Here is a 22,125-nt window from a genome sequence, read left to right as displayed (position 1 = left end):
CGACATAAATCTTGGAATTTTTTTCCATTACTGTCTGGTTTGAATATTATGTGGGGTAAGGTACAGAAATTCAGAAATAACATAAATAACAGATTATTTTCAATCATCTCCCGTGATATATGGGGAATAGACCCTGAATTTACGTTTAATCTCGATTTTCGGGCCTTTAAAATTGACAAGCAGCCCATGATCAATCCCTGTTGCAGTCAGGTAATTGACCAGCTGATATTCATGGGCCTTACATAACTCGTCGGCAACTTTCAGTTCTATAATCAGGCGGTCTTCCACAATGAGGTCGGCTTTGAAATATCCGACCTCTACTCCATGGTAGAGCACTGAAATCGGGACTTCCTTGCGAACAGAGATATTTCTGGACTGAAGTTCAACATAAAGCGCATTCTGATATACACTTTCCAAAAATCCTGTCCGTAGGGTATTACTTACTGTATATATACAGTTGCATACTTCCCGTATCAGACTTTCAATATCTTTCATTCTGTTGGACGATTTGAATTAAAAATCAAATATACAAAAATTTTAGATATCTAGGATAAAGAAGTCTGATTGTCGCACCGTGGAGAGAATTATATTTTGTTATTTATGTTATTTCTGAATTTCTGTACCCCTCAATTTCAGCGACGCTTTACTTCACGATTCCTTTCTCGAGGTATTCTGCGAGGTTGAGTTTCACCTGTTCGCCTGCGCGCTCGACGGCGACCTTTGCCATGTCGGCGTCGACCATGAGGTTGACGAGCTGTTCGAATGATGTCTTCTTCGACGGGTCCCATCCGAGTTTTTCCTTCGCCTTTGTCGGGTCGCCCCAGAGGTTCACGACGTCGGTCGGGCGGTAGAAGTCGGGCGACACCTCGATGAGCACCTTTCCGGTGTTGACATCGATGCCCTTCTCGTTCTCGCCCTCGCCCTCGAAGCGGAGCTCGATGCCGGCGCGGCGGAATGCGAGCTGGCAGAACTCGCGGACCGAGTGCTGCTCGCCGGTGGCGATGACGTAGTCCTCGGGCTCGGTCTGCTGTAGGATTAGCCACATGCACTCGACGTAGTCACGTGCGTAGCCCCAGTCGCGGAGCGACGAGAGGTTGCCGAGGTAGAGCTTCTCCTGCTTTCCCTGAGCGATGCGTGCGGCGGCGAGTGTTATCTTTCGTGTCACGAATGTTTCGCCACGGCGCTCTGACTCGTGGTTGAAGAGGATTCCCGAGCAGCAATACATGCCGTATGCCTCGCGGTATTCCTTGACAATCCAGAAGCCGTAGAGCTTAGCCACGGCGTATGGCGAATAGGGATGGAAAGGAGTTTTCTCGTTCTGTGGCACTTCCTCGACCTTTCCGTAGAGCTCGGATGTTGAGGCCTGATAGATGCGGCAGGTCGGTGCGAGTCCGCAGAGACGCACGGCCTCGAGGATGCGGAGTACGCCTGTTGCGTCGACGTCGGCGGTGAACTCGGGGGAGTCGAACGAGACCTGCACGTGGCTCTGTGCGGCGAGGTTGTAGATCTCGTCGGGGCGCACTTTCGATACGACCTGCATGATCGACATCGAGTCGCCGAGGTCGGCGTAGTGGAGGTGGAAGTTGGTGTGTCCCTCGAGGTGTGCGATGCGCTCGCGGAAGTCTACCGACGAGCGTCGGATTGTGCCGTGGACGTCATAGCCTTTTTCGAGAAGAAACTCGGCCAGAAACGAACCATCCTGACCGGTGATGCCGGTGATTAATGCGGTTTTCATAATTGTTGTTAAGTTACCTATTGATAGATGAGAATCTGAATTTTATTAGTTCGCCGATGCGGTAGGCGTAGCGGAATGATTCAAGAAGGATGTTTGACGACACTCCATTCTTACGGTAGGCCCGCAAATGGTCGCGGATGATGTTTCTGTGGCTCTGAAGCCCTGAGGAGGATGCGCCTCCTGTTCGCATGGTCACAAAGTCCTTACGGATGTATTTTGTAAATATCCTGTTGACATAAATCAGGCGCAGGAGCTGTTCGAAATCGGCTGCGACCTTGAACTCCGGGTCAAAGAGTCCGTAACGGGTGTAGACCGTCCGGCGACAGTAGAACGACGGATGGGCGGGCATGAAACCGAGGCGCATTTTCCAGCGCCGGAATGCTGCCGAGGAGTAGAAACGGACCGGGCGGGCCGTATCCTTCGGATCGACATAGTGGACATCTCCATACACGGCATCGAATTCGCGGATTTCACGGTCGACGGTCGAGAGTACGTCGGACGCGGTATAGAAATCATCGGAGTTCAGAAGCCCGACCACATCGCCGGTAGCCATCATGATGCCCTTGTTCATAGCATCATATATCCCTTTGTCGGGCTCGGATATCCATTTCAGACGGCCATTGTAGCGCGGTTCGAGTTCACGGACAATATCAAGGGTGTCGTCCTTCGAGCATCCGTCGATGATGATGTGTTCGAAATCATCGTAATCCTGCGAAAGGACACTCTCCATAGTGTCACGAAGGGTCGCACCGCTATTGTAGGTAGCGGTGATGATGGAGATTTTCATAAAATGTAAATTGATTATTATCTGATTTGCCGTATTATTCTGGCCGGGTTTCCTGCTATTATGCAGTTGTCGGGAAATGTTCCGTGAACCACACTGCCAGCACCGACTACGACATTATTTCCAATTGTCGTTCCTTTGAGTATGATACTGTTCATGCCAATGAAACAGTTGTCTCCTATTCTGATAGGCTTACGGGCTGTATGCTCCTCGTTAAGATTCAGTCGGCGCTGCTCCGGGTCAAGAGGATGGAAATCATTGTCGATGATTTTACAGTTAGCACCTATTGTCGCATTCTTGCCGATTACAATGGATGATGTAGAATAGATTGTCGTTCCGGAAATACCGAAGCCATCCCCGATTTCAATACTTCCGCCATAGCGTGCCACCATGATGGTACGTTGCCATAGCCCAAGCATATTACTTGTGAATGAGGAGTTTATATTACCCCCCCCTAATTTAATATTACTCCCTGGGAATGAGAATATTACGCAATAGCCTTTCATCCTGACATTGCGCATAAGAAGTTTGTTTTTCCAATAAATCAGATGGAAAGCTAAAGAACGGATCATTGTTTCAGACAATTATTGTAGAGAGTGATGTATTGTTGGAATACTATTTTTTTATTGTAAAAATTTTCAGCCCGTTTACGGCATACATTTGCAGAAATCGCACCGGTCTCGCAAACAGTCACAATCTGTCTTGCCAAGGCTTCAACATCCTGATAGTCTACGATGAAGCCCGTAGCGTCATCAATAGCTTCGGGCGATCCTCCGGTCCGATATGTTATCACCGGTGTACCGCAGGCAAGCGCCTCAAGGTTGGTTGTCGGGAAATTGTCTTCAAGGGTTGGATTCACAAATACGTCCGCCATAGAATACAGATCGGCGAGCTGCCGGACATTCTCTGTCCTTCTTATTCCTGTTATTCCATCAGGTAGGGTTGAAATCTGGTCATTCGAGAGACCGACAAGGGTAATATGATAGTTTCCAGGTAATAATTTACGCAGTTTTACAAACTCTTCAAGTCCCTTGCGCTTATCCCATACGCTTGCGACACCAAGCACGACTTTTTGTGTGCTATCTTTTATTGTTGTTTCAGAGGGAGTAAAAACCGAGAGATCAATACCGTTGTGAATCGTGACTGCCGGATAGTCAGACAAGAAGGATTTTTTAAGTTCACCGTTCAACCAGTCGGAGACAGGGACGAAAGTCAGACTTCGACATCCAAGAAATGAGTCTTTTTTTGTCAAGAAATTTTTTGTGCTTCTGTCACGCCATACTGAAGCGGGATAACTTTTAAGTTGCGGACAGTCATGACATTCAGTCTGCCACCGTGAGCATTTTGCAAAATCGTAGTAGGCGCAATGGCCTGTAAATGGCCAGCAATCATGGAGCGTCCATATTATCGGGACATCATACTCTTTTAAGTATCTGAAGAGTATCTGATAGTTAAGATAATAGCCATGTATATTGTGAAGATGGATGACGTCGGGTTTTATTTCCTTAATCCTATGAATAAAGTCTTCGGTTACTTTTTTTGAAGCCAGGCCATGATTGTCAAATAATCTTGATTGGAGACCATGGATTCTCATATCCCAATCATTTCCAATACGGATTAAGTTGGACTGGCTCGTAGGATTTCCACGTCCATATGCAATCCAGCTATCCCATCCGGCATCGATTGCAAGTTTCCCTATATCCTCGGCTATTTTCCCTGTAGAGCCCCAGTTGGCTGTTACGTTGATTTGAAGGAGGGTAGGCATGGTTAAATCTCAAGGTGTTTTTTTAATACGTCAAGTTGAAATTGTGGAGTCCAAAAATCATCTATTTCCTTGTAACAGTTCCTCCGAACTGATTCTCTTGAGTATTTTGGTCGGTTAAACCAATAGATTATTTTTTCTGCGATATCTTCGATAGAATCTTCCTTGAAATATAATCCTGTCTTTTCTTCCCTTATGGCTTCAAATTCCGGCATCTGATTCATGAAATTTGAATGAGTCAACACAGGTGTACCAAATGTCATTGTATGTATCGCTGTTAGTCCAACGTTTCCGGGTGAAACACATAAGTCAGCATTATAAATAAGTTCGGAATTCTTTATCTCATCATAACAACTTCCATAAAACCAAACTGGTATTTGCATGTTAGCAGCCTCTTTTTCAAGTCTTCCCCGTTCTTCTCCATCACCCACCAAAACGATATTATAAGTCTTACCTTTATTTTTAAGCAAATATACAGCTTCAAATATCTGATTTAACTTTTTCACTTTTGTTAATCTACCTATAAAAATCAACACTGGATTATTATTGCCAAAATGTTTTTTATAGATATCAGATGGTTTTATTGTCTCCCGTAATTGAACATGCCTATCATAATCAAGAGAATTGTGTATAACCCAAAACTTATCAGGATTATTCCCTTGTTGAATAGCTACTTCACGTGCATAATTTCCATATAAAAAATTGCCGTCAGCCAACCCGAAATAAATCCTTTTTATCCATTTTTTCACAAATCCTTCACGCCCATACCACCCATGACTCCATAGATATATTTTTTTATTAGGAGCAATTATTTTTTTCAACAACATAAAAGCCCATGTCGATAACGTGAACGGCTCGCCAAGCATTAAATATTTATCATATTCTTGACTTCTAAGATGTTTTAACACCCCTTTCTGCCATGTAAGTCCTTTCCATGTTTTTCGTTTTATTATGGTGGCATTTTTTAGCGTTTCCGGTTCAAGTCCCTTTATATCACCGATAGGTTCGCCGAAATACCAATCAATATCCATTTCCATATCCATTAACTGGAAGATTGGTGCACGGTATTTGGCAGCCATATTATAAATTACACAGAGTTTAGCCATGTTGTATCACAATTTATTATTGGCAATTTAAATTATATTATATTTAGCATAATAGCATGAATGCTAAATCATTAATCATATTAAAACATCAGTTTATTTCGGCCGATTCTTTTACAATCGTAATCATTAGTTCGGATGATTAATACTCCCCCATCGCCTAGTATGAAATAAATTCGTTACTTACAGTCTATCCGTGGTAATATTTCGTTGCTATCATTCTTTAAATCATTAATTGTAAGAATCAAAACAATTAAAGGAATCCATTTAAGATGTGCATATGGAACTCCTGAATTTAAAGCAGAGAAAATATTATAAAAATTTAGTGCACAGCCCCAAAATACCATACGATGCCGAGAAAGGCTTGAAAAAGTAATCCTAAGAGGCTTCACAATAACATAGTATAGATATACTAAAAAACCAATTATCCCCATATCAAGATAAGCTTGAATCAATGGAGCATCAAGCCATTTTGTCATAAATCCAGCCCCAAAAAGATAATTAAACGGAGTAAATGTACTTTCAATGTATGTAAAAGCCCAATCTCTAAGTTTATAACGCTCCATAGCTGCAGCACCTGTGTTTGACGTGCCATTTATCATATCCAAAACGCCATTGACAGAACGCTCAACCACAAACATCAATTTTTCTCCAAAATCAGAAATATTTAAGGCAAATATTATTAATAAACAGAAGATAATACTAAAAATCAATGTTTTCTTATTTATTTTACGAGACAACGGATGGAATCTGAATAAATAAAAGAATATTGAGATTATTGAGATAAGAAGTGGTGTTCTCTTTCCGAGAATAACCATCAGAATCAATCCTACTATAATACCTGATATTGAAAGAATAAATTTTATTTTCGTACTTTTAATGTAATAAAGACAACATACGATAAACGTGTAAATATTACCTGCCATAGTCAGGTCTATCAAAATACTTTGATAACCTGAACCATCATGAAGACGAGCATATTCTATAAAAAAGGCCCCCGTAATTAGGGTGGTTGTACAAAATGCGACACATAACCAACTAAATAGCCAAGCATAGAATACAACCTTTGAAATTGACATATCTGATGGATTCTGCGACATAATGCCCATCATCATAAATACTGTAAAAACAAGATAAATCAGCAGTGTAATATCAATCAAGCCACCTATAACCATATATATTATACATAATAACTGGAATAGTAATATAGCTTTAAATGTGCGATTTACAAACGGTAATCGGAAACTGGATAAATTTTTCCAATTTGGCAGAAGTAGTAACGCTCCTAACATAAGAATATTATTCCATCCAATGTTTCCAAAATAGAAATTCATATACATTCCTAATGCAGCACCCACTATTATTAATCCCATAGCCATATGCCTAGATTCAAATCGAATCTTAGAAGAAGATGGAATATAGCACATAAATTGCATCGTTACCATATATAGTAAATTCTAACAGAAAGGCATATAATACCTATTGCCCATAAAAATAAAGCAATCCGTGGAAGATTAGATATTGAAAGTTTACCCAATCTCATTATTTTGTAAAACAAACAAAATTTCATTATTGCCCCAATTATAGCGAACAGTAAAACAGATAACAATAAATTATGGAATATTGACGCTGTTATGATTATTGATGTTATGCCCAATGTAAAATATACAAGATTATTGACCAATAGATAGGACTGTCTTGAATAAACCCTAAAAATAGAGAGCATTGGTTGAGTTAAAACCGTCGGAAAAGACCATATAGCCAAACATAAGGCTATGTTTCCAGCCATATGCCATTTTGCGCCCAAAAAGGCAACTAATATATAATCTCCTCCTAAAGCAATAAACAACAGTGGAAGAATCGATATATAGGAAGTTAATCTCAAAGATTGTATCGTTAATCTTTTTATATCCTCTCCGTATTTAGGTGCTACAGATATTTGTTTATAATAGACCTTCCCCATTGCAGAACCTATAAAAGACATTGGTATAAGCAATAATTGTAAAATCATTGAATAACAACCAATATCAGCCATGCTGAAATATAAAGATAATATAATTAGAGGAAGGTTAAAAGCCGCAAAAGATAGTAGTTGAGCAGGAGCATCATATAGAGGAAAGTAACGATGTCGAATCAACGTTGTTTTTATTTCCAATATATTTGGCATATTAGAAATTATACTCCGTAATTTTGATTTTAATTGATATATATAATAGGTTGTAGTTATTATTATTGCTATCGTCGTTCCCAAGATTAAGCCATTTGTATTCCAAGGTAATATAAGAAATCCAAATAAAATTCGAAAAAGAGCTTGAGCACTACCCTGAATAACATTCCCAAATGTCATTACTGCATAATTCTCATTTAAATTGCTTAAGTTTTGTAAAATGCCAAGTAATGCAAAAAAACAAGATAAATACCAAATATAGTCAACGAAGGAAATGACTCAAAATAAGATAAATCGGTATATTTACCAATCCAAAATAATATAATCAGTAAAAATATAAAGCTCAACGATATGAGTATATTTAAAAAACATAGTTGCCGTGTTTCAACATCATTTTTTGATAGGATTATCGCATTCTCATAACCCGCAAAAATTCCGATTCCTATAATCGTAACTGTTGAAGAAAACACCCCCCATTCACCAAACGCAGATTGATCATATATACGGGATAGAATCGGAGTTACGACCAAAGGCACAAAATACATTAATACACTGCTTGAAGATAACTTTAACGTATTTCTCCAAAGTGGATTTTTTAGAATATTTGATATATTTGCTATCAAAATGTATAATTTTTAGGATTTGGATATTTATATACAGATACTCCTTTTTTCCCCAGTTCTAACATCTTACTGAGAGCTTCTTTTGCATAAAAAACTTTTATTTCAAGATTTGATATTCTTGCTATTTTCCATTCTTTGTCAGTAAATGTCTTTAATACTGGTTTTTTATTTGTTTTCCGATAAATAGTTGAATCTGTATTAACGTAATCTATAACCTCATTATCCTTTATATAATGATATGTCGTTGGTTTAATAAAAAATTGTGCCCAATAAGGATGTGTATTTTTTAGCAATGATTCCACACAATGATGAAATGTACCCATATATTCCCTTGGCAAACCAAAATTAAAAACCAATCCATCATGTTCACATAACTTATACCAAGGGGAATACTTATCCCAACAGTCTGCACCTAGATTATGCTCAGAGACTAAATATTCAGCCATTGGCCCTAATGCACATACTGAATGACGAACATTATTGCTTCTTATAACACCTGGATATTTTCTAAAAGTTTCAGCTAGATAACCAGCACCTGTTTTATCTTTTAATGGATTAAATATAAAATCTTCATAACTACATCCATCTGGAATTCTAGGAAATGCGGGCATCATTAATGTCCCAGTTGGTCCTATTTTTGCAACAATCGCATCTATTAACTGTTCCGCATTACCGGTATAATTATAAAATTGCATCATTGACGCATGTATACATACCAATGAACCCTCTTTTAAGCCTAGGCCACACATGATATCTATTATATCATCAGCCGTATATTTCTTTCTATATAAGAACTTTCCAATTTGTTTTTGAATCTTTTTCTTAAATAAAGAAAAGTCTTTTATCCCTAACAATCTTTTAAATCGACTTGTGATGTTTTGATAATGAAGCTGCTTCATATAATATCACTTTATATTAACGCTTAAATTAAACCATAATCCATACGGTTCACACTTGAAAAAGATATGTATAAAACTCTACAACATTTGATTATTCCATAATAATTATGTAACTGTAATCAAATTTGATTGGTTATGAGTTAGCCTCCAATTGCCAACGGCAATCAGATTTCATGCGTTTTATTTATAACTAAAATTTGCTTATTATCGCGCAAGCGCACAAGCTACGATTCTTTTTTGTAAATCGTCAGCCTTAGCAATCAGCTCTGCACCTTGGTCGGATGGAAGATTGAATGTGTTCTGATAATCAGCCTTTTCTCGCATAGTTTGAAGACGGCTGTAAAGCATACCATCCTCACGAGAGAATAGGCCTGTCAGCACATAGTGACGGCCAAACTGTGAAGATGTGCCTTTATGAGTGCTTGTCTTTATCCCATCTGCAAGCATTAAGGCAGTAACAGCATAAATAATGAATAATAAAGCCGATTTGCAACCAAATCCCAATAATCAAGTCCGGCATTTTTGACAGCCTGCTCCATATTACGGTGCGACTTTTCAATCAGCAGACCGATAGCAATCTCTCTTTGATCGTGAGTGAGGGTCATAATCTGATTGCTTCCGACTGAACATTATGATAAAATGCCGTTCCTTTCTGAGCTTCCCATTGCGAACGAGTAAAATGCAGGGGTGTAATTTGTGCCCCGAAATGCCATCCGATTTCAGCAAAAGGGAATGCGTAACGAAGGAAATCATCGTCATCAGAGGCCGTAGCCGTTTGATCCTCGGTTATGACAAGCAAATCCCAATCTGAATGTGAAGATGCCTCGTTTCGAGCCTGAGAACCGTAAAGATAAACATACCCGTCACCATTGCCAAAAAGCTGTCTGGCAACACGTGAAATCTCGCGTAGTATTTTATCTTTCTTTTTCATAGTTTTGACAAAGATAATTATAATTTTATAACCATCCAAAATCAAAAGCGGTTCATTGCTCTTAGTTTGAGCTGTTTAATCCCTTGAAAACAAGTCACGTGTATAGACTTTTTCCTCGACGTCGGTGAGGTCGGGGGCGGTGCGGTTGGCGAGGATGGCGTGGGAGAGGCGTTTGAATTCGGCGAGGTCGTTGACTACGCGCGAGCCGAAGAAGGTTGAGCCGTCTTCAAGCGTTGGTTCGTAGATAATGACAGTCGCGCCTTTGGCCTTGATGCGCTTCATCACGCCTTGGATCGACGACTGGCGGAAGTTGTCGGAATTCGACTTCATCGTCAGGCGGTAGACGCCAATCACGCAATTTCCTTCGGAATTGCGTGAAGTATCAAGGTTTAAGGATGAAGTATTAAGTTGAGAATTTCCTTCGGCACGACCCGAATTATCAGTGGCCGGACGGAAGGTGTTATTGTTGTAATAGTCATACCATCCGGCCATTTTAAGCACTTGGTCGGCTATGAAATCCTTGCGGGTGCGGTTTGACTCGACGATGGCCGTCATCATGTTCTGTGGTACATCCGCATAGTTGGCAAGGAGCTGCTTGGTGTCCTTTGGCAGACAGTAGCCACCGTAGCCGAAAGAGGGGTTATTGTAGTGAGTGCCAATGCGCGGATCAAGGCCGATACCCTCGATGATAGCCTGCGAATCTAGACCCTTGACCTCGGCGTAGGTGTCGAGCTCGTTGAAATAGCTGACACGGAGGGCGAGGTATGTGTTGGCGAAGAGCTTCACTGCCTCCGCCTCCTTCATGCCCATGAAAAGTGTCGGGATTTCCTGCTTGATTGCTCCCTGCTGGAGAAGCGATGCGAATGTGCGGGCTGCGCGGTCGAGCTTTTCAAGATCGGCAACTGCGAGGATAGCCGCATTTTCCTCGTCAAAACGCTCGTCAGCAATGATTTTGGGTATGCCGACGATGATGCGCGAGGGATAAAGATTATCGTAGAGGGCCTTTGACTCGCGGAGGAACTCGGGGGAGAAAAGAAGGTTGAACCGCTTGACGCCTTTAGCCGCGTATTTCATATACAACGAACGGCAGTAGCCGACAGGGATTGTCGACTTGATCACCATGACAGCCTCGGGATTTACCTCAAGCACGAGGTCGATGACTTCCTCTACATGGGTGGTGTCGAAATAGTTCTTCACCGGGTCATAGTTAGTCGGGGCTGCGATGACCACGAAGTCTGCATCGCGATAGGCGGCAGCACCGTCGAGTGTGGCAGTGAGATCGAGAGGCTTTTCGGCAAGGTATTTCTCGATATACTCGTCCTGAATCGGAGAACGGCGGTCGTTAATGAGATCGACCTTCGCGGGGATGACATCGACAGCGGTAACATGGTTGTGCTGAGCGAGAAGTGTGGCAATGCTAAGCCCGACGTAGCCAGTACCGGCCACGGCTATATTAAATTTTTCCATGCGTTGTTATAGTGATTTGGGGGTTGGTTTTGCTTTTATCTATTTTTATATAGGTGTCACGCGATAAACTGCCGACCATTCTTAAGCAGGTGATATGCCTCACGCTCAAACGGATGGAGGTCCGTGCGGCGACTGAGTTCTGATAGGACAGATACGTCACGTGTAATATAATCATCGGTGGTCAGCCCGTGGGAGACTGCACAGTTGAGAAATGAGCGGTATTCCTTAAGTGAGGATGAATCGTAACCAATCAGACTGTCAATCAGATTGTTTTTTATCCATCCTTGTTTCACACTCTTTTCATTTGCAGGATAGAAAGCTCGAAGATTTTCTTTAAGAAGTATTGCGAAACGGGCAAAATTTTCAGCCGGCGACAGTTGCGTGAAACGAGTAGCACACCGCAAAGTCCTGCACCATCCGTCAATCACCCCGGCATACCACGACAGATGTCTTGCATCCACACCAGCCGGATTCTGACTGAGATCAGCCCATATCATTCCGGCCAACTGCGTTTCGGTCATATCCCTGTCGCCACTCAGCCACGCCTGAAAGCATTTCTGACGGCTCGCGGTCCTGATTTTCGGTGATGGAGCACACCCATGCCCTACCCTGTAGACCAACTCGTAAAGCGGGACGAGACTGAACAGTTCTGCCGGGACGGCTTCGTCGAGCCTATGGCCAAGCATTCCGGCAAAGCGACGGAGTTCCTTGACATCAACATACGAATCAAAGCCGACAGACATCCCATCGGCCACTCCACATTGATAGCGTGCAAGCAGATAATAGCCATAGGCTATCGTCGATGTTAGATCGGAAAAATCCGTGACGGCAACAACCTTACCGCTAAAATTTTCTACGCTTTGAGCAGGCATGAAGAATCGACGGAGAGATAATATTTATATTCAGCGTAAAGCATCAACTGGAACTTTGACGGTTTGCCATCCTTGCTTTCAATCAGCGACAAGCCTCTTTCAATGCCGGAATAATCATGAGATATAACCGATGTGAGCAATATGACAAGCGCCTGAGTAAGCGGATTTGTAATCTGCCGTGCCAATCGTTCAAATCTCGTTTTGGCCTTAAGATAATCGTCCATGTTTCCAAGTATCATATTGGCCGTCATCAGAAGAAGCTGTAATTTGGAATCGACTTTATCGTTGTTGAGCCTTACATCCTCCATGCGGCGGCAAAAGATGACAAGATGCGAAATCAGCGATGAATCCATTTTAGACCCGTCGTGATAACATCTCAATGCCATCAACAGACGTGGGATAAACGCTTCAATCTGGTCGTATGCTCTTTTCGAGTCCTTCGCGAAACGAATGACCCGCACATAGTCCGCTCTGATGTCGTAGGCCACAGCAGCAAGACTCTGAGTGACAGAAATCAGGATATTTCCCTGCGAAGCTCCTTTCCTTGATATATAAGTCCCTGTAAGTCCGGCAAACGGCCCTACCATCACCTCGACCTCATCTCCTTTTTCCAAGGCGACATTATCGACAGAAAAGCATGGCAGTTTATACTCATAGAGCCGCGCTATGATGCGGAAAGCCTCCAGACTTGCCGGAGTCACTGTCATATAACGATTTTCGCCGGCATAATTGAGCACGAATGAGAAGCCGGTCACTGTCTGACAAAGCAGCCTCACATCGTCGAGACAACCGCGCACGAAAACGTAGTGATACAGCAACGGACGTTCTACGGGCTTAACGTTTTCCGCGTCCTGCGACATCTCTACAAAGGTTGGAGCAAAAACATCGAGATCGCTTTTTACAGATGTATTGAATTTTTCAATCACTCTCTCGACTCTTTCTCGACGATTAAACGAGGGTGAGATATAATTCAGCACAAACCAGAAGCGATTGTTATTATCCATCAGGATATGCAACGAAAAAAAGTTCAGGCAATTCTCTCACTAAGCGCTATGTTTCGTATTTTATTGATTTTCAAGCATATAAAATCAATCAACCATAGCACTTCTGAAAACTATCCGCAATTGTCAGCTTGCGGAAGCCATACATCTCTATGCAAGAGATTTGCATTGTGGTCTAAAGAATTAGAGATTAGCTGATTAGTATTAAGCGTCTCGCGATAAAAGTCGCTTCACGCTTTTGAAATCGACATCATTTGCGTAAAAAGTTGCAGAAAACGCACAGTGATTGAGGAAAATTCCGTATCTTTGCACTCATAATATTATCTCTTGCATAGAGATTTTAAATAGCGTCAGGGGGATTTACATTTAATAATATACTTGCATATTTCTTAACTTTTATCTAATTTTACATCCGACATCACGAAGCTGTCGCAAGAGGCCGCTATGTGATTATCGTCATATGGGGTCTTGTAAATACATAAATCACATTAATTCTTAGAAGTATGCTGAAATTATCTATCAAAGCGTTGGCAGTACTCGGAGTAATTTGTTTTTCCACACCGGTATATGCCCAGTTCAATCTAAAGAAAGTAGCCGGTTCTGCCACTAAAACCCTACAGGCCGTCACCCTTACTGACCAGCAAATGGCAGAATATGTCAAAGAATCGGTCGAATGGATGGACAAAAACAATCCGGTAAGCGCCGATGACAGCCCATATACAATACGCCTTAAAAAACTGACAGAAAACCTCAATGATGCCGACGGCATTCCTTTGAATTTCAAAGTCTACGAAGTGATTGACGTCAATGCCTTCGCCTGCCCCGACGGAAGTGTGCGCGTATTCTCATCACTGATGGACATCATGAACGATGACGAACTTCTCGGGATTATCGGCCATGAAATCGGCCACGTGATGAAACATCATTCAAAAAAAGCATTCCGCACGCAGCTTCTATCAGATGCAATGAAAGATGCCATCGCCGCTACAGGAAGCAAAGCCGCCGCACTGACAGAGTCGCAACTCGGAGCTCTCGGCTCGTCGCTAATCGACGCTAAATTCTCACAGAAGCAGGAAAAAGAAGCTGACGATTGCGGCTACGATTTTCTAAAAGCAAACGGACGCAATCCATGGGGCATGGTGATGGCTTTTGAGAAATTCCTTGAAATGGAAAACCAAAGCAATGCCAAATCGAGCTATATCAACAAGATGTTCTCGTCGCATCCTGAGACAGTCGACAGAATAAAGCGCATGTCTCAACGCGCCAAAGCTGACGGTTTCGAGCGCCCCTCATCAACGAAATAATAATTCAACACGCCATGATTGGTACGAAATCCGACAATTGGCGAATTTTTTGCATAATCATGGTCTCACTGACCGTGATTATGCTTTATGGTCTTTCATTGGCGCTTTTTTCAATGACATTGGTTGACTTATGGAAAATCGCGACCATATCCATAGCTACCGCTCTCGCCACGGGGCTAACCATGCACTCAAAATGGACCAAACTCACACGATGCCGCTATAAAACCATAAATTTCCTGTGCCATACTGTCGCAACCACAGCATTGGTGGCATCAGCGATTCTCAGCATCAACTATTTTATGCGTAACGATGAGCTGGCACACATCGAAACTGTCCCTGTCGAACGCATTTATACTAAAACCCGCTACCACAGCAAACGCATTTCACGCAAGGTCTACACTCGTGGTGAACCTTATAAAGTCTATTTCATGGAAATAAGGCTTCCCGACGGTTCTTCGAAAGACATAGAGATTCCTTTTCGGAATTATAGCCGGCTCAGAACACAAAAAACAAGACGTGCAACGATTAAAATGACACCCGGAGCTCTTGGAATGACGACTATAAACATACATAACATTAAGACTCAATAAAAAAACATCGTCCGGAATCCCTACAGACTCCGGACGAATTGTATAGATTTTATTAGTGTCTCAGTCAGAAGACGGTATCTTATTTTTCAGAACCACGGATTGCAGCGATACCCGGAAGTTCCTTGCCCTCGATAGCTTCGAGCAGCGCACCACCACCGGTAGATACGTAGCTGACCTTATCAGCGAGACCGAACTTGTTGATACAAGCCACTGAGTCACCACCGCCAACGAGAGAGAACGCACCCTTTTCGGTAGCTTCTACAATCGCATCGGCAATCGCACGTGAACCGCCTGCGAAGTTATCGAACTCAAACACGCCTGCAGGACCGTTCCAAAGGATAGTCTTGGCATCTCTGATTGCGTCAGCAAACATCTCACGGGTGACAGGTCCGGCATCAACACCTTCCCATTCAGCAGGAACGTCCATGCATGAAACCACCATAGTGTTGGCATCGTTGCTGAAATCATCAGCTGCAACGCAGTCAGTACCGAGTACGAGGTTTACACCCTTTTCCTCAGCCTTCTTGATGATATCGAGTGCAAGGTCAAACTTATCTGTCTCACAGATAGATTTTCCGACCTTTCCACCCTTGGCAGCAGCAAATGTGTAAGTCATGCCACCGCAAAGGATAAGATTGTCGACCTTGTCCATAAGGTTTTCGATAATTCCGATTTTAGTCGAAACCTTCGAACCACCCATGATAGCTGTAAACGGACGCTTGATATCCTTCAGGATAGCATCTACAGCGTTGACTTCTTTCTCCATGAGATAGCCGAGCATCTTTGAATCCTTGTCAAAGTAATCGGCGATGACTGCTGTAGAAGCATGGCGACGGTGAGCTGTACCAAACGCATCGTTCACATAAACATCAGCATATGAGGCAAGAGTCTTTGCGAATTCCTTCTGACGCTCTTTCATTTCCTTCTTAGCTGCGTCATATGCGGGATCTTCCTTGTCAATGCCGACAGGCTTACCTTCCTCTTCAGGATGGAAACGGAGGTTTTCAAGGAGGAGCACCTGACCGGGCTTGAGTTCAGCTGCCTGCTGGGCTGCCTTAGCGCAATCATCAGCGAATTCAACTTCTGTGCCGAGATATTGGGCTACTGTATCTTTAATCTGAGAAAGAGACATCTTGGGATTGACCTTTCCTTTAGGCTTGCCCATGTGGCTCATGATGATGAGACTGCCTCCGTCTGCAAGGATTTTCTTGAGGGTGGGGAGAGCGCCGCGAATACGGGTATCGTCGGTTATCTTACCGTTTTCGTCCAGAGGTACGTTGAAGTCTACGCGGACGATGGCTTTTTTGCCGTTGAAATTGTACTGATCGATAGTCATTTCTAATATGTATTTATAGAAGTGTTGTTTTTCCTAAATCTTTTCAACGTTGCAAATTTAAGGAAATATTTCATTAATACCAATATTTTTTTCAATCTTATTTAATGAAACCTACTCTGCACCCTACTCTCTCATTTACATCAACAAGTAGCTTATTCGACAATCCCATCAATTATCGTAAGTTTTACTTAAAAAAATAAGCGCCCCGAAGATGCTATTGACTATCTGCGGAGCGCTTAATGCCTTGTCTCGGCCGAAGATGACGGCTGAGACAGTTTACTTATTTCTGTTTTTTATCCTGCTGAAGATCCGTGGCATCAAAATTAAGCGAATCTTTCATCTCCTCATCCGCAGCGAGAACTTCAGGCGATTTTCCGTTCACTTTCACATTGACAAGCCTTACATCCGGATAGTTACAGCGGAATATGTCAGACTTTGCTTTCACATCAATATCCGAGATGGTAAATTCAGTAAGTGTGTCATCCGTGTTGGCGGCTATAACCCCCAGATTCTCACAGCGCCCGGTGACATTGCTTATGCTGACGTTGCGTATCGCACCCACAGGATGCTCATCGCTTCCTTCGAGAGTGAAAAACTGCTTCCATGGCAGTATTTCGACGAGTGTGCCAAAACGACCTGTTATATTTTCAACCCGTATATTCTCATAGGTCTGATATGTGTCCGGACGCATTTTTAGTCTGAGTACCGAGCAATCATTATCAACGCGGCAATTACGCATCACGACATTATCTGCATGAATGCACTCACTGCCAAGAGTCAGTGTGCCATGCAGGTTCGGGCCAAAGACACACCCTTCGACAAGGACATCCGTGACACTGTCGTTCTCATACGAGCGATCGGCATATACACCTTTGCCACCCTTCAGACAAACGCCGTCATCATCACAATTCAGATAACATCCGCGCACAATGACCCTGTGGCAGCCGTCAAGATCTATCGCATCACTGCTTGGGGCTCGTACAGGCTCACGAGGCGCCTGCACCTCACAGTTTTCAATCACGAGGTCATTACAACGATAGAAATGGGAAGTCCAGAATGCGGAATTAACCATCCGGACTCCGCTCAGCCGGGCATTGTCGCATCCCCATAGAAAAACGAGACGCGGACGGCGCACCTCAAGGTTTGTCCAGTTTCGTCCTGATTTATTCGCATTCTCGACGTTATCCCAGAATTCTACCCAAAACCGATAACCGTTTCCATTAATAGTTCCCGGGCCTGAGATTTCGAAATTATCGACATGATAGGCATTTATCAGCGCAGCATGATAATAGATGCTTCGTCCCTCCATTCGCGAGGGAATCAACGGATAATCTTTTATATTGTCCGACCCCTTTATGACAGCTCCTTCATGAAGCGTCAGAGAAGTTCCCGGTTTGAAAAATAACGCCCCGGTAAGATATGTCCCGGCAGGAACGACTACTTCTCCCCCACCCTCTGCCTCGGCTCTGTCAATAACAGCCTGTATGGCAGACGTCTGAAGCTGCGTGCTGTCATTCACAACACCGAAATCTGTCAGACAATAACGTTTGGGCAGTTTTCTTGCATCCTGTTTGAACATTCTGTCAAGGAATTCCGTGGCATAGTCCACAGTCGTATCGACCCACGGATGAAAGAACCAGAACGGATGGATATCGACAGGAATTCTGTGACGCTCGCTATAGATTCCGAGAGAATCGTAAATCGCGACCAACGAGTCGCGTCCGTCGCTATAACGCGGCAGTCCGCTGCTGATAAAACACACAGGCGCAGACTTTGGTGTAATCCATAAAAGCGACGAAGCTTCTTTCCAGTTGTTCGGCGAATCTTCATAGAGGCCACCAAGCCATTGTGCATTGACCGGCAACTCTCCTTTTTTATTGAATCGGTCGCGAGCATCAGCGATGTTTGATTCTGACACAAACGTTGCGATACCATCCATATTTATGACAGCCTGCACATCACTCGAAACCTTTCTCCAATCACCCTTGCCCTCATGGGTCTTCGAGCCATTTGTCACACCGACAAGCGTGGCGAGCTGAGCACCGGCCGAACACCCCGACACAGCAATGCGGTCAGGATCAATGCCATATTTATCGGCATTTGCTCTGACCCAACGTACTGCTGTCTTGATATCGTGGAGACCAGCCGGATAAAGGGCTTCGGGTATGAGGCGGTATTCGACCGGAATTGTGACATATCCACGCGAAGCTATCTGCTGTGCCATCGGGACTTGCAGCGACTTGTCGCCCGAATTCCAGCCACCGCCGTGAATCATAATGAGTGCGGGATAAGTCTCGCCATCATCAGGACGGAAAATATCAACGTGGAGATCTCTGTCGCCGAAACGGGTCTTTTTGATTGTTGTATAAACGACATCATTATATGCCCTCACGCCCTCAGGCAAAGAAGGCTTGGCAAGCACTGCTTCCGGGTGATATTTTCTGATTTTTTTATCTGTAGACCATACTGTAAACGACGTGTCGCGAGGGACAGCCGGTATGGCAGCCTCAGCCATAAAGCTGCTCATGATGGCCACAATGGCTGACATTACATGTATCTTCATGATTAATCTGTTGATAAATTGGCTAAAGGCTGTTGTATGTATATATTATTGTTGACATCAAGTGACATTGATAATATTTCCAACATCCTTATATTATAAATAGAGTGTGTGGATATCTTAAAATTTCCACACACTCCATAGTTTATAAGCCTATATTATTTAACGATCTTATCAGTCACAACCTTTCCGTCGGTATAGACCGTACGACGTATGCTGACACCCTGAGCGGGTTCTGCAAGGCGCATACCCTGAAGGTTATAATATTCTATGCGTTCAATCTGTCCGGACACAAACGTATCCTTGATTCCGGACTCAACGAGATTGATTTTTGGATAATATTCATCAACCGCGCTGATAGCATCCATATTTCCTGCCTTCATGATGGGCTCGACAAGAGAATTGATATACACTTCTACGTTAGTATACCATCCGCGAGTGTCAAGCGTATACAGCTTGGCATCTGAAGCATCGTTTGGATTCAGACCTTGGGCAATCTCCCATGCGTCAGGCATTCCATCACCGTCGCTGTCGTAGCCCTCAGGACGGACATTGGATGGAAGTTCAGGATAACCGGCAGTCCCGGAAATCTGTTCACCGTTAGGATTGTTGATAAAATCAAGGATTCCTAAAGTTTTCGATGTAGGATATGATTTGCCATTCGCATCGATATATGCCACATTACCTTTATATGTGGTAGTACCCGTGCGAGTCTCTTCCATATAACGGACATCCACATCATCCCTGTAAAGCGATGCACCGCAATAGTCAAGAATCTTATCATATACCTCAGTGGCCGAATGAGTGGTGACCTCTCCGGGATCAATCTGCCCGTCAAGCTTCAGAGACACACAGTCTTTCCCGTTTATATTAGTATATGAAACGTTTTCGCCATAGAGATGAGCAGCATCGGCGATATAACGCTCCCCGTTCTGACTGACCAGACCACTGTCATAGATCACACCTGCCCAATCATAGTTTTCGGGATTCGGAGCAGCCGCGACATAGTTGCCACTGATATAATATCGTGAAGCATACCCCTTGAGGCTTGATCCGGCAGCATTTCCGTCGGAAGCGACACTGACCTGAGTGACACGGGTCTTATTTTTAGTACCGGGGCCCGCCTTATAGTAATTATTCACCATATTTATATATCCGCCGCCCGGACCTCCGTAACAACCGTTGCCGTTACCCCAGTTATACATCAGGCAGTTTCTGAAATCGACACGCTCGGCATCCACAGTAGATGAATATACAGTCTTGTCATATCCGTCCCAAGCATAACGCGCGCCATTAAAACGAGGTGCACGATTCTGGATATGAGCCACAAAATTGTGATGGAAAGAAGCATTTTTACCTCCCCATATGCCACCGTAGCTGTGAGCGCCTTTCGAATGCCCGGGATTGGCAAGACCTTCGGCTATCGTAGACCACTGGAGGGTAAAGTTGCGGTTGTCGTAGAACGACGCAACCTCATCGATACTCCATGAGAATGAACAATGGTCTATGATTATATTTTTACGATTACGTCCCCATGTGGCATCAGCGCCATCATTGACATCCTTCACCTGCGAACGGCGCGAACGGATGAAACGCACAATCACATTGTCGCAATTACCGAAATAAAGTGTATAATAACGTAACGTGATACCACCCTCCGGAGCTGTCTGACCGGCAATCGTAGTGTTGGAAGTCACATTAAGCTGAGAACGGAGATCGATATAGCCACTCACATCAAAAACAATTATTTTTGCCTTTGTGCCGCTAAGCGCCTCACGTAAAGACCCCGGGCCACTGTCGTTAAGATTAGTGACATGGCGCACTTCTCCGCCACGCCCACCGGTGACGTAACGTCCATGTCCTTCCGCTCCGGGAAAAGCAGGAGTAGACTCCGAAGCTGACAATCCAAGTGCAAGCAGAACAGATGAGACTGAAATTAACAGTTTTTTCATTGATTAATGATTGGATGAATTGAATAAGTTATTTTATGTTGTATATATTCATGGTAGATGCTGGCAAAATTAATGAAAAAATCGCGATTTTTACACAGCTTAAATTAAGAAATCCCTTTCTCATGGAGAAAAGCCGATGGAAATCCTATTTATCCGAATTTTTTCTATACGATATAAATATATATGATATAAATATATATAAGGTTTCATCCCTACTATATTTTCCATAGTCAATCCATAAAATTCAGAATAATTACACGACATTTTATGTCTCATCTCAAAAAATGATGCTACTACCGATTATGGCATAGCAACAGCATAATTTATGATAATACGGCCCGATTTATCACAGTCTCAAGCTCACAAAAGAGCACATTCATCTGAATTACAATAGTTTAAATACACAATTCCGATACTTCAAATCATCATTTCAGTCAAAATTAATTTCACGTCCAAGGCCAAACCAGTGTTAAATCAATGGTAATAAGCAATATACACCCAATCAAACGTAATCTAAAAGACATCTAATATTCATCAAAATCAAAAAAAATGCATTTTTATTAAAAATAATTGTCCAAAAATTTGCATGATTCACAAAAAGTCTCTACCTTTGCATCGCTTTTCAAGGGAAACACTACTTGAAAGACTTGCGAAAGCAACGCTTCAAGTCACCGAGCAAAAGCAAAACATGATTCGCTAGCTCAGCTGGTAGAGCACAACACTTTTAATGTTGGGGTCCTGGGTTCGAGCCCCAGGCGGATCACGAAAGGGTTCGGAAGAACACCGCAAAGCACTGAAATCAGTTGATTTTCAGTGCTTTTTCTTTTTGGTGAAATTGCAGGATAACGCAGAATATTACCTACAGGCGTGTACAAAACGTGTACATCGTGTTTCGTGTACAAAAATGTACACGGTTACACGGAAAGGCCCGCAACAGGCTGATGACTGCGCATTTGCAGAAATTCAACTTTGAAAAAGTGGGGTTCTGCGGGCGGGAACGCGACCCTCGACCCACAATTCGGGTGCGATATGGCGAATT

Annotated in this window: 20 protein-coding genes and 1 tRNA gene; 3 read left to right on the top strand and 18 right to left on the bottom strand. The window is 43.1% G+C overall.

The genetic code is table 11. The features are described from left to right. Positions 1–99: 99 nt before the first annotated feature. From QZ311_RS11485 to QZ311_RS11415, 15 genes are all read right to left on the bottom strand, one after another. On the bottom strand, positions 100–495 hold the full coding sequence (locus tag QZ311_RS11485; protein WP_297068118.1) for a GxxExxY protein: 396 nt from the start codon (positions 493–495) through the stop codon (positions 100–102). Positions 496–643: 148 nt separating this feature from the next. Beyond that, positions 644–1,735: a GDP-mannose 4,6-dehydratase gene (gene gmd / locus QZ311_RS11480; RefSeq protein ID WP_297068115.1), complete on the bottom strand. Its 1,092-nt coding sequence runs from the start codon at positions 1,733–1,735 to the stop codon at positions 644–646. Positions 1,736–1,748: 13 nt separating this feature from the next. Further along, positions 1,749–2,522 (bottom strand): glycosyltransferase family 2 protein, encoded by a 774-nt coding sequence (locus tag QZ311_RS11475; RefSeq protein ID WP_297068112.1) that lies wholly within the window; start codon positions 2,520–2,522, stop codon positions 1,749–1,751. A gap of 17 nt (positions 2,523–2,539) precedes the next feature. Further along, on the bottom strand, positions 2,540–2,911 hold the full coding sequence (locus tag QZ311_RS11470) for an acyltransferase (RefSeq protein WP_297068109.1): 372 nt from the start codon (positions 2,909–2,911) through the stop codon (positions 2,540–2,542). A gap of 176 nt (positions 2,912–3,087) precedes the next feature. Continuing rightward, a complete protein-coding gene (locus QZ311_RS11465; protein WP_297068107.1) occupies positions 3,088–4,284 on the bottom strand; it encodes a glycosyltransferase in 1,197 nt (398 codons plus the stop codon). A gap of 2 nt (positions 4,285–4,286) precedes the next feature. Further along, the gene (locus tag QZ311_RS11460) at positions 4,287–5,387 is read right to left on the bottom strand and encodes a glycosyltransferase (protein ID WP_297068104.1); all 1,101 of its coding nucleotides are present in this window, start codon (positions 5,385–5,387) and stop codon (positions 4,287–4,289) included. A 176-nt stretch (positions 5,388–5,563) separates the two neighbouring features. Continuing rightward, positions 5,564–6,757 carry a hypothetical protein gene (locus QZ311_RS11455; RefSeq protein WP_297068101.1) on the bottom strand — a complete coding sequence of 398 codons (1,194 nt, stop codon included), beginning with the start codon at positions 6,755–6,757 and terminating at the stop codon, positions 5,564–5,566. Positions 6,758–6,822: 65 nt separating this feature from the next. Further along, entirely contained in the window at positions 6,823–7,731 is a 909-nt protein-coding gene (locus tag QZ311_RS11450; RefSeq protein ID WP_297068098.1) for an oligosaccharide flippase family protein, read from the bottom strand. A 439-nt stretch (positions 7,732–8,170) separates the two neighbouring features. Beyond that, on the bottom strand, positions 8,171–9,073 hold the full coding sequence (locus QZ311_RS11445) for an AAC(3) family N-acetyltransferase (protein WP_297068096.1): 903 nt from the start codon (positions 9,071–9,073) through the stop codon (positions 8,171–8,173). A 204-nt stretch (positions 9,074–9,277) separates the two neighbouring features. After that, positions 9,278–9,520: a hypothetical protein gene (locus QZ311_RS11440; protein ID WP_297068093.1), complete on the bottom strand. Its 243-nt coding sequence runs from the start codon at positions 9,518–9,520 to the stop codon at positions 9,278–9,280. Next, complete coding sequence (locus QZ311_RS11435) at positions 9,520–9,678, bottom strand: hypothetical protein (RefSeq protein ID WP_297068090.1); 159 nt, start codon at positions 9,676–9,678, stop codon at positions 9,520–9,522. The genes QZ311_RS11440 and QZ311_RS11435 overlap by 1 nt, the downstream gene beginning before the upstream one ends. After that, positions 9,675–10,004 (bottom strand): nucleotidyltransferase domain-containing protein, encoded by a 330-nt coding sequence (locus QZ311_RS11430; RefSeq protein WP_297068087.1) that lies wholly within the window; start codon positions 10,002–10,004, stop codon positions 9,675–9,677. Before QZ311_RS11430 ends, QZ311_RS11435 begins: the two co-directional genes overlap by 4 nt. Positions 10,005–10,079: 75 nt before the next feature. Beyond that, positions 10,080–11,471: a nucleotide sugar dehydrogenase gene (locus tag QZ311_RS11425; protein ID WP_297068085.1), complete on the bottom strand. Its 1,392-nt coding sequence runs from the start codon at positions 11,469–11,471 to the stop codon at positions 10,080–10,082. 56 nt (positions 11,472–11,527) lie between these two features. Beyond that, positions 11,528–12,343: a hypothetical protein gene (locus QZ311_RS11420; RefSeq protein ID WP_297068082.1), complete on the bottom strand. Its 816-nt coding sequence runs from the start codon at positions 12,341–12,343 to the stop codon at positions 11,528–11,530. Continuing rightward, positions 12,325–13,347, bottom strand: coding sequence for a hypothetical protein (locus QZ311_RS11415; RefSeq protein WP_297068077.1), 1,023 nt, complete (start codon positions 13,345–13,347; stop codon positions 12,325–12,327). Before QZ311_RS11415 ends, QZ311_RS11420 begins: the two co-directional genes overlap by 19 nt. A gap of 500 nt (positions 13,348–13,847) precedes the next feature. On the opposite strand from QZ311_RS11415, the gene QZ311_RS11410 reads away from it, so the two are divergent. Together QZ311_RS11410 and QZ311_RS11405 are read left to right on the top strand one after the other, a co-directional pair. Then, positions 13,848–14,648 (top strand): M48 family metallopeptidase, encoded by an 801-nt coding sequence (locus QZ311_RS11410; protein ID WP_300590694.1) that lies wholly within the window; start codon positions 13,848–13,850, stop codon positions 14,646–14,648. Positions 14,649–14,707: 59 nt separating this feature from the next. Beyond that, positions 14,708–15,238, top strand: a complete 531-nt coding sequence (locus QZ311_RS11405) for a hypothetical protein (protein WP_297068074.1) — start codon at positions 14,708–14,710, stop codon at positions 15,236–15,238. 79 nt (positions 15,239–15,317) lie between these two features. Here the strand turns inward: QZ311_RS11405 and QZ311_RS11400 are convergent, their stop codons facing one another. From QZ311_RS11400 to QZ311_RS11390, 3 genes are all read right to left on the bottom strand, one after another. Further along, positions 15,318–16,574 (bottom strand): phosphoglycerate kinase, encoded by a 1,257-nt coding sequence (locus QZ311_RS11400; RefSeq protein WP_297068072.1) that lies wholly within the window; start codon positions 16,572–16,574, stop codon positions 15,318–15,320. Between the two features lie 280 nt (positions 16,575–16,854). Beyond that, complete coding sequence (locus QZ311_RS11395; protein WP_297068069.1) at positions 16,855–19,137, bottom strand: glycosyl hydrolase family 28 protein; 2,283 nt, start codon at positions 19,135–19,137, stop codon at positions 16,855–16,857. 155 nt (positions 19,138–19,292) lie between these two features. Then, positions 19,293–21,086 carry a pectate lyase gene (locus QZ311_RS11390; RefSeq protein ID WP_297068066.1) on the bottom strand — a complete coding sequence of 598 codons (1,794 nt, stop codon included), beginning with the start codon at positions 21,084–21,086 and terminating at the stop codon, positions 19,293–19,295. 690 nt (positions 21,087–21,776) lie between these two features. Here QZ311_RS11390 and QZ311_RS11385 point away from each other — a divergent pair. Continuing rightward, a tRNA-Lys gene (locus tag QZ311_RS11385) sits at positions 21,777–21,849 on the top strand. Positions 21,850–22,125: the final 276 nt, after the last annotated feature.

Source organism: uncultured Duncaniella sp. (assembly GCF_910578445.1).
Classification (GTDB): domain Bacteria; phylum Bacteroidota; class Bacteroidia; order Bacteroidales; family Muribaculaceae; genus Duncaniella.
Note: the sequence above shows the minus strand (reverse complement) of the source record. Positions and strands in the feature narration are given on the sequence as shown.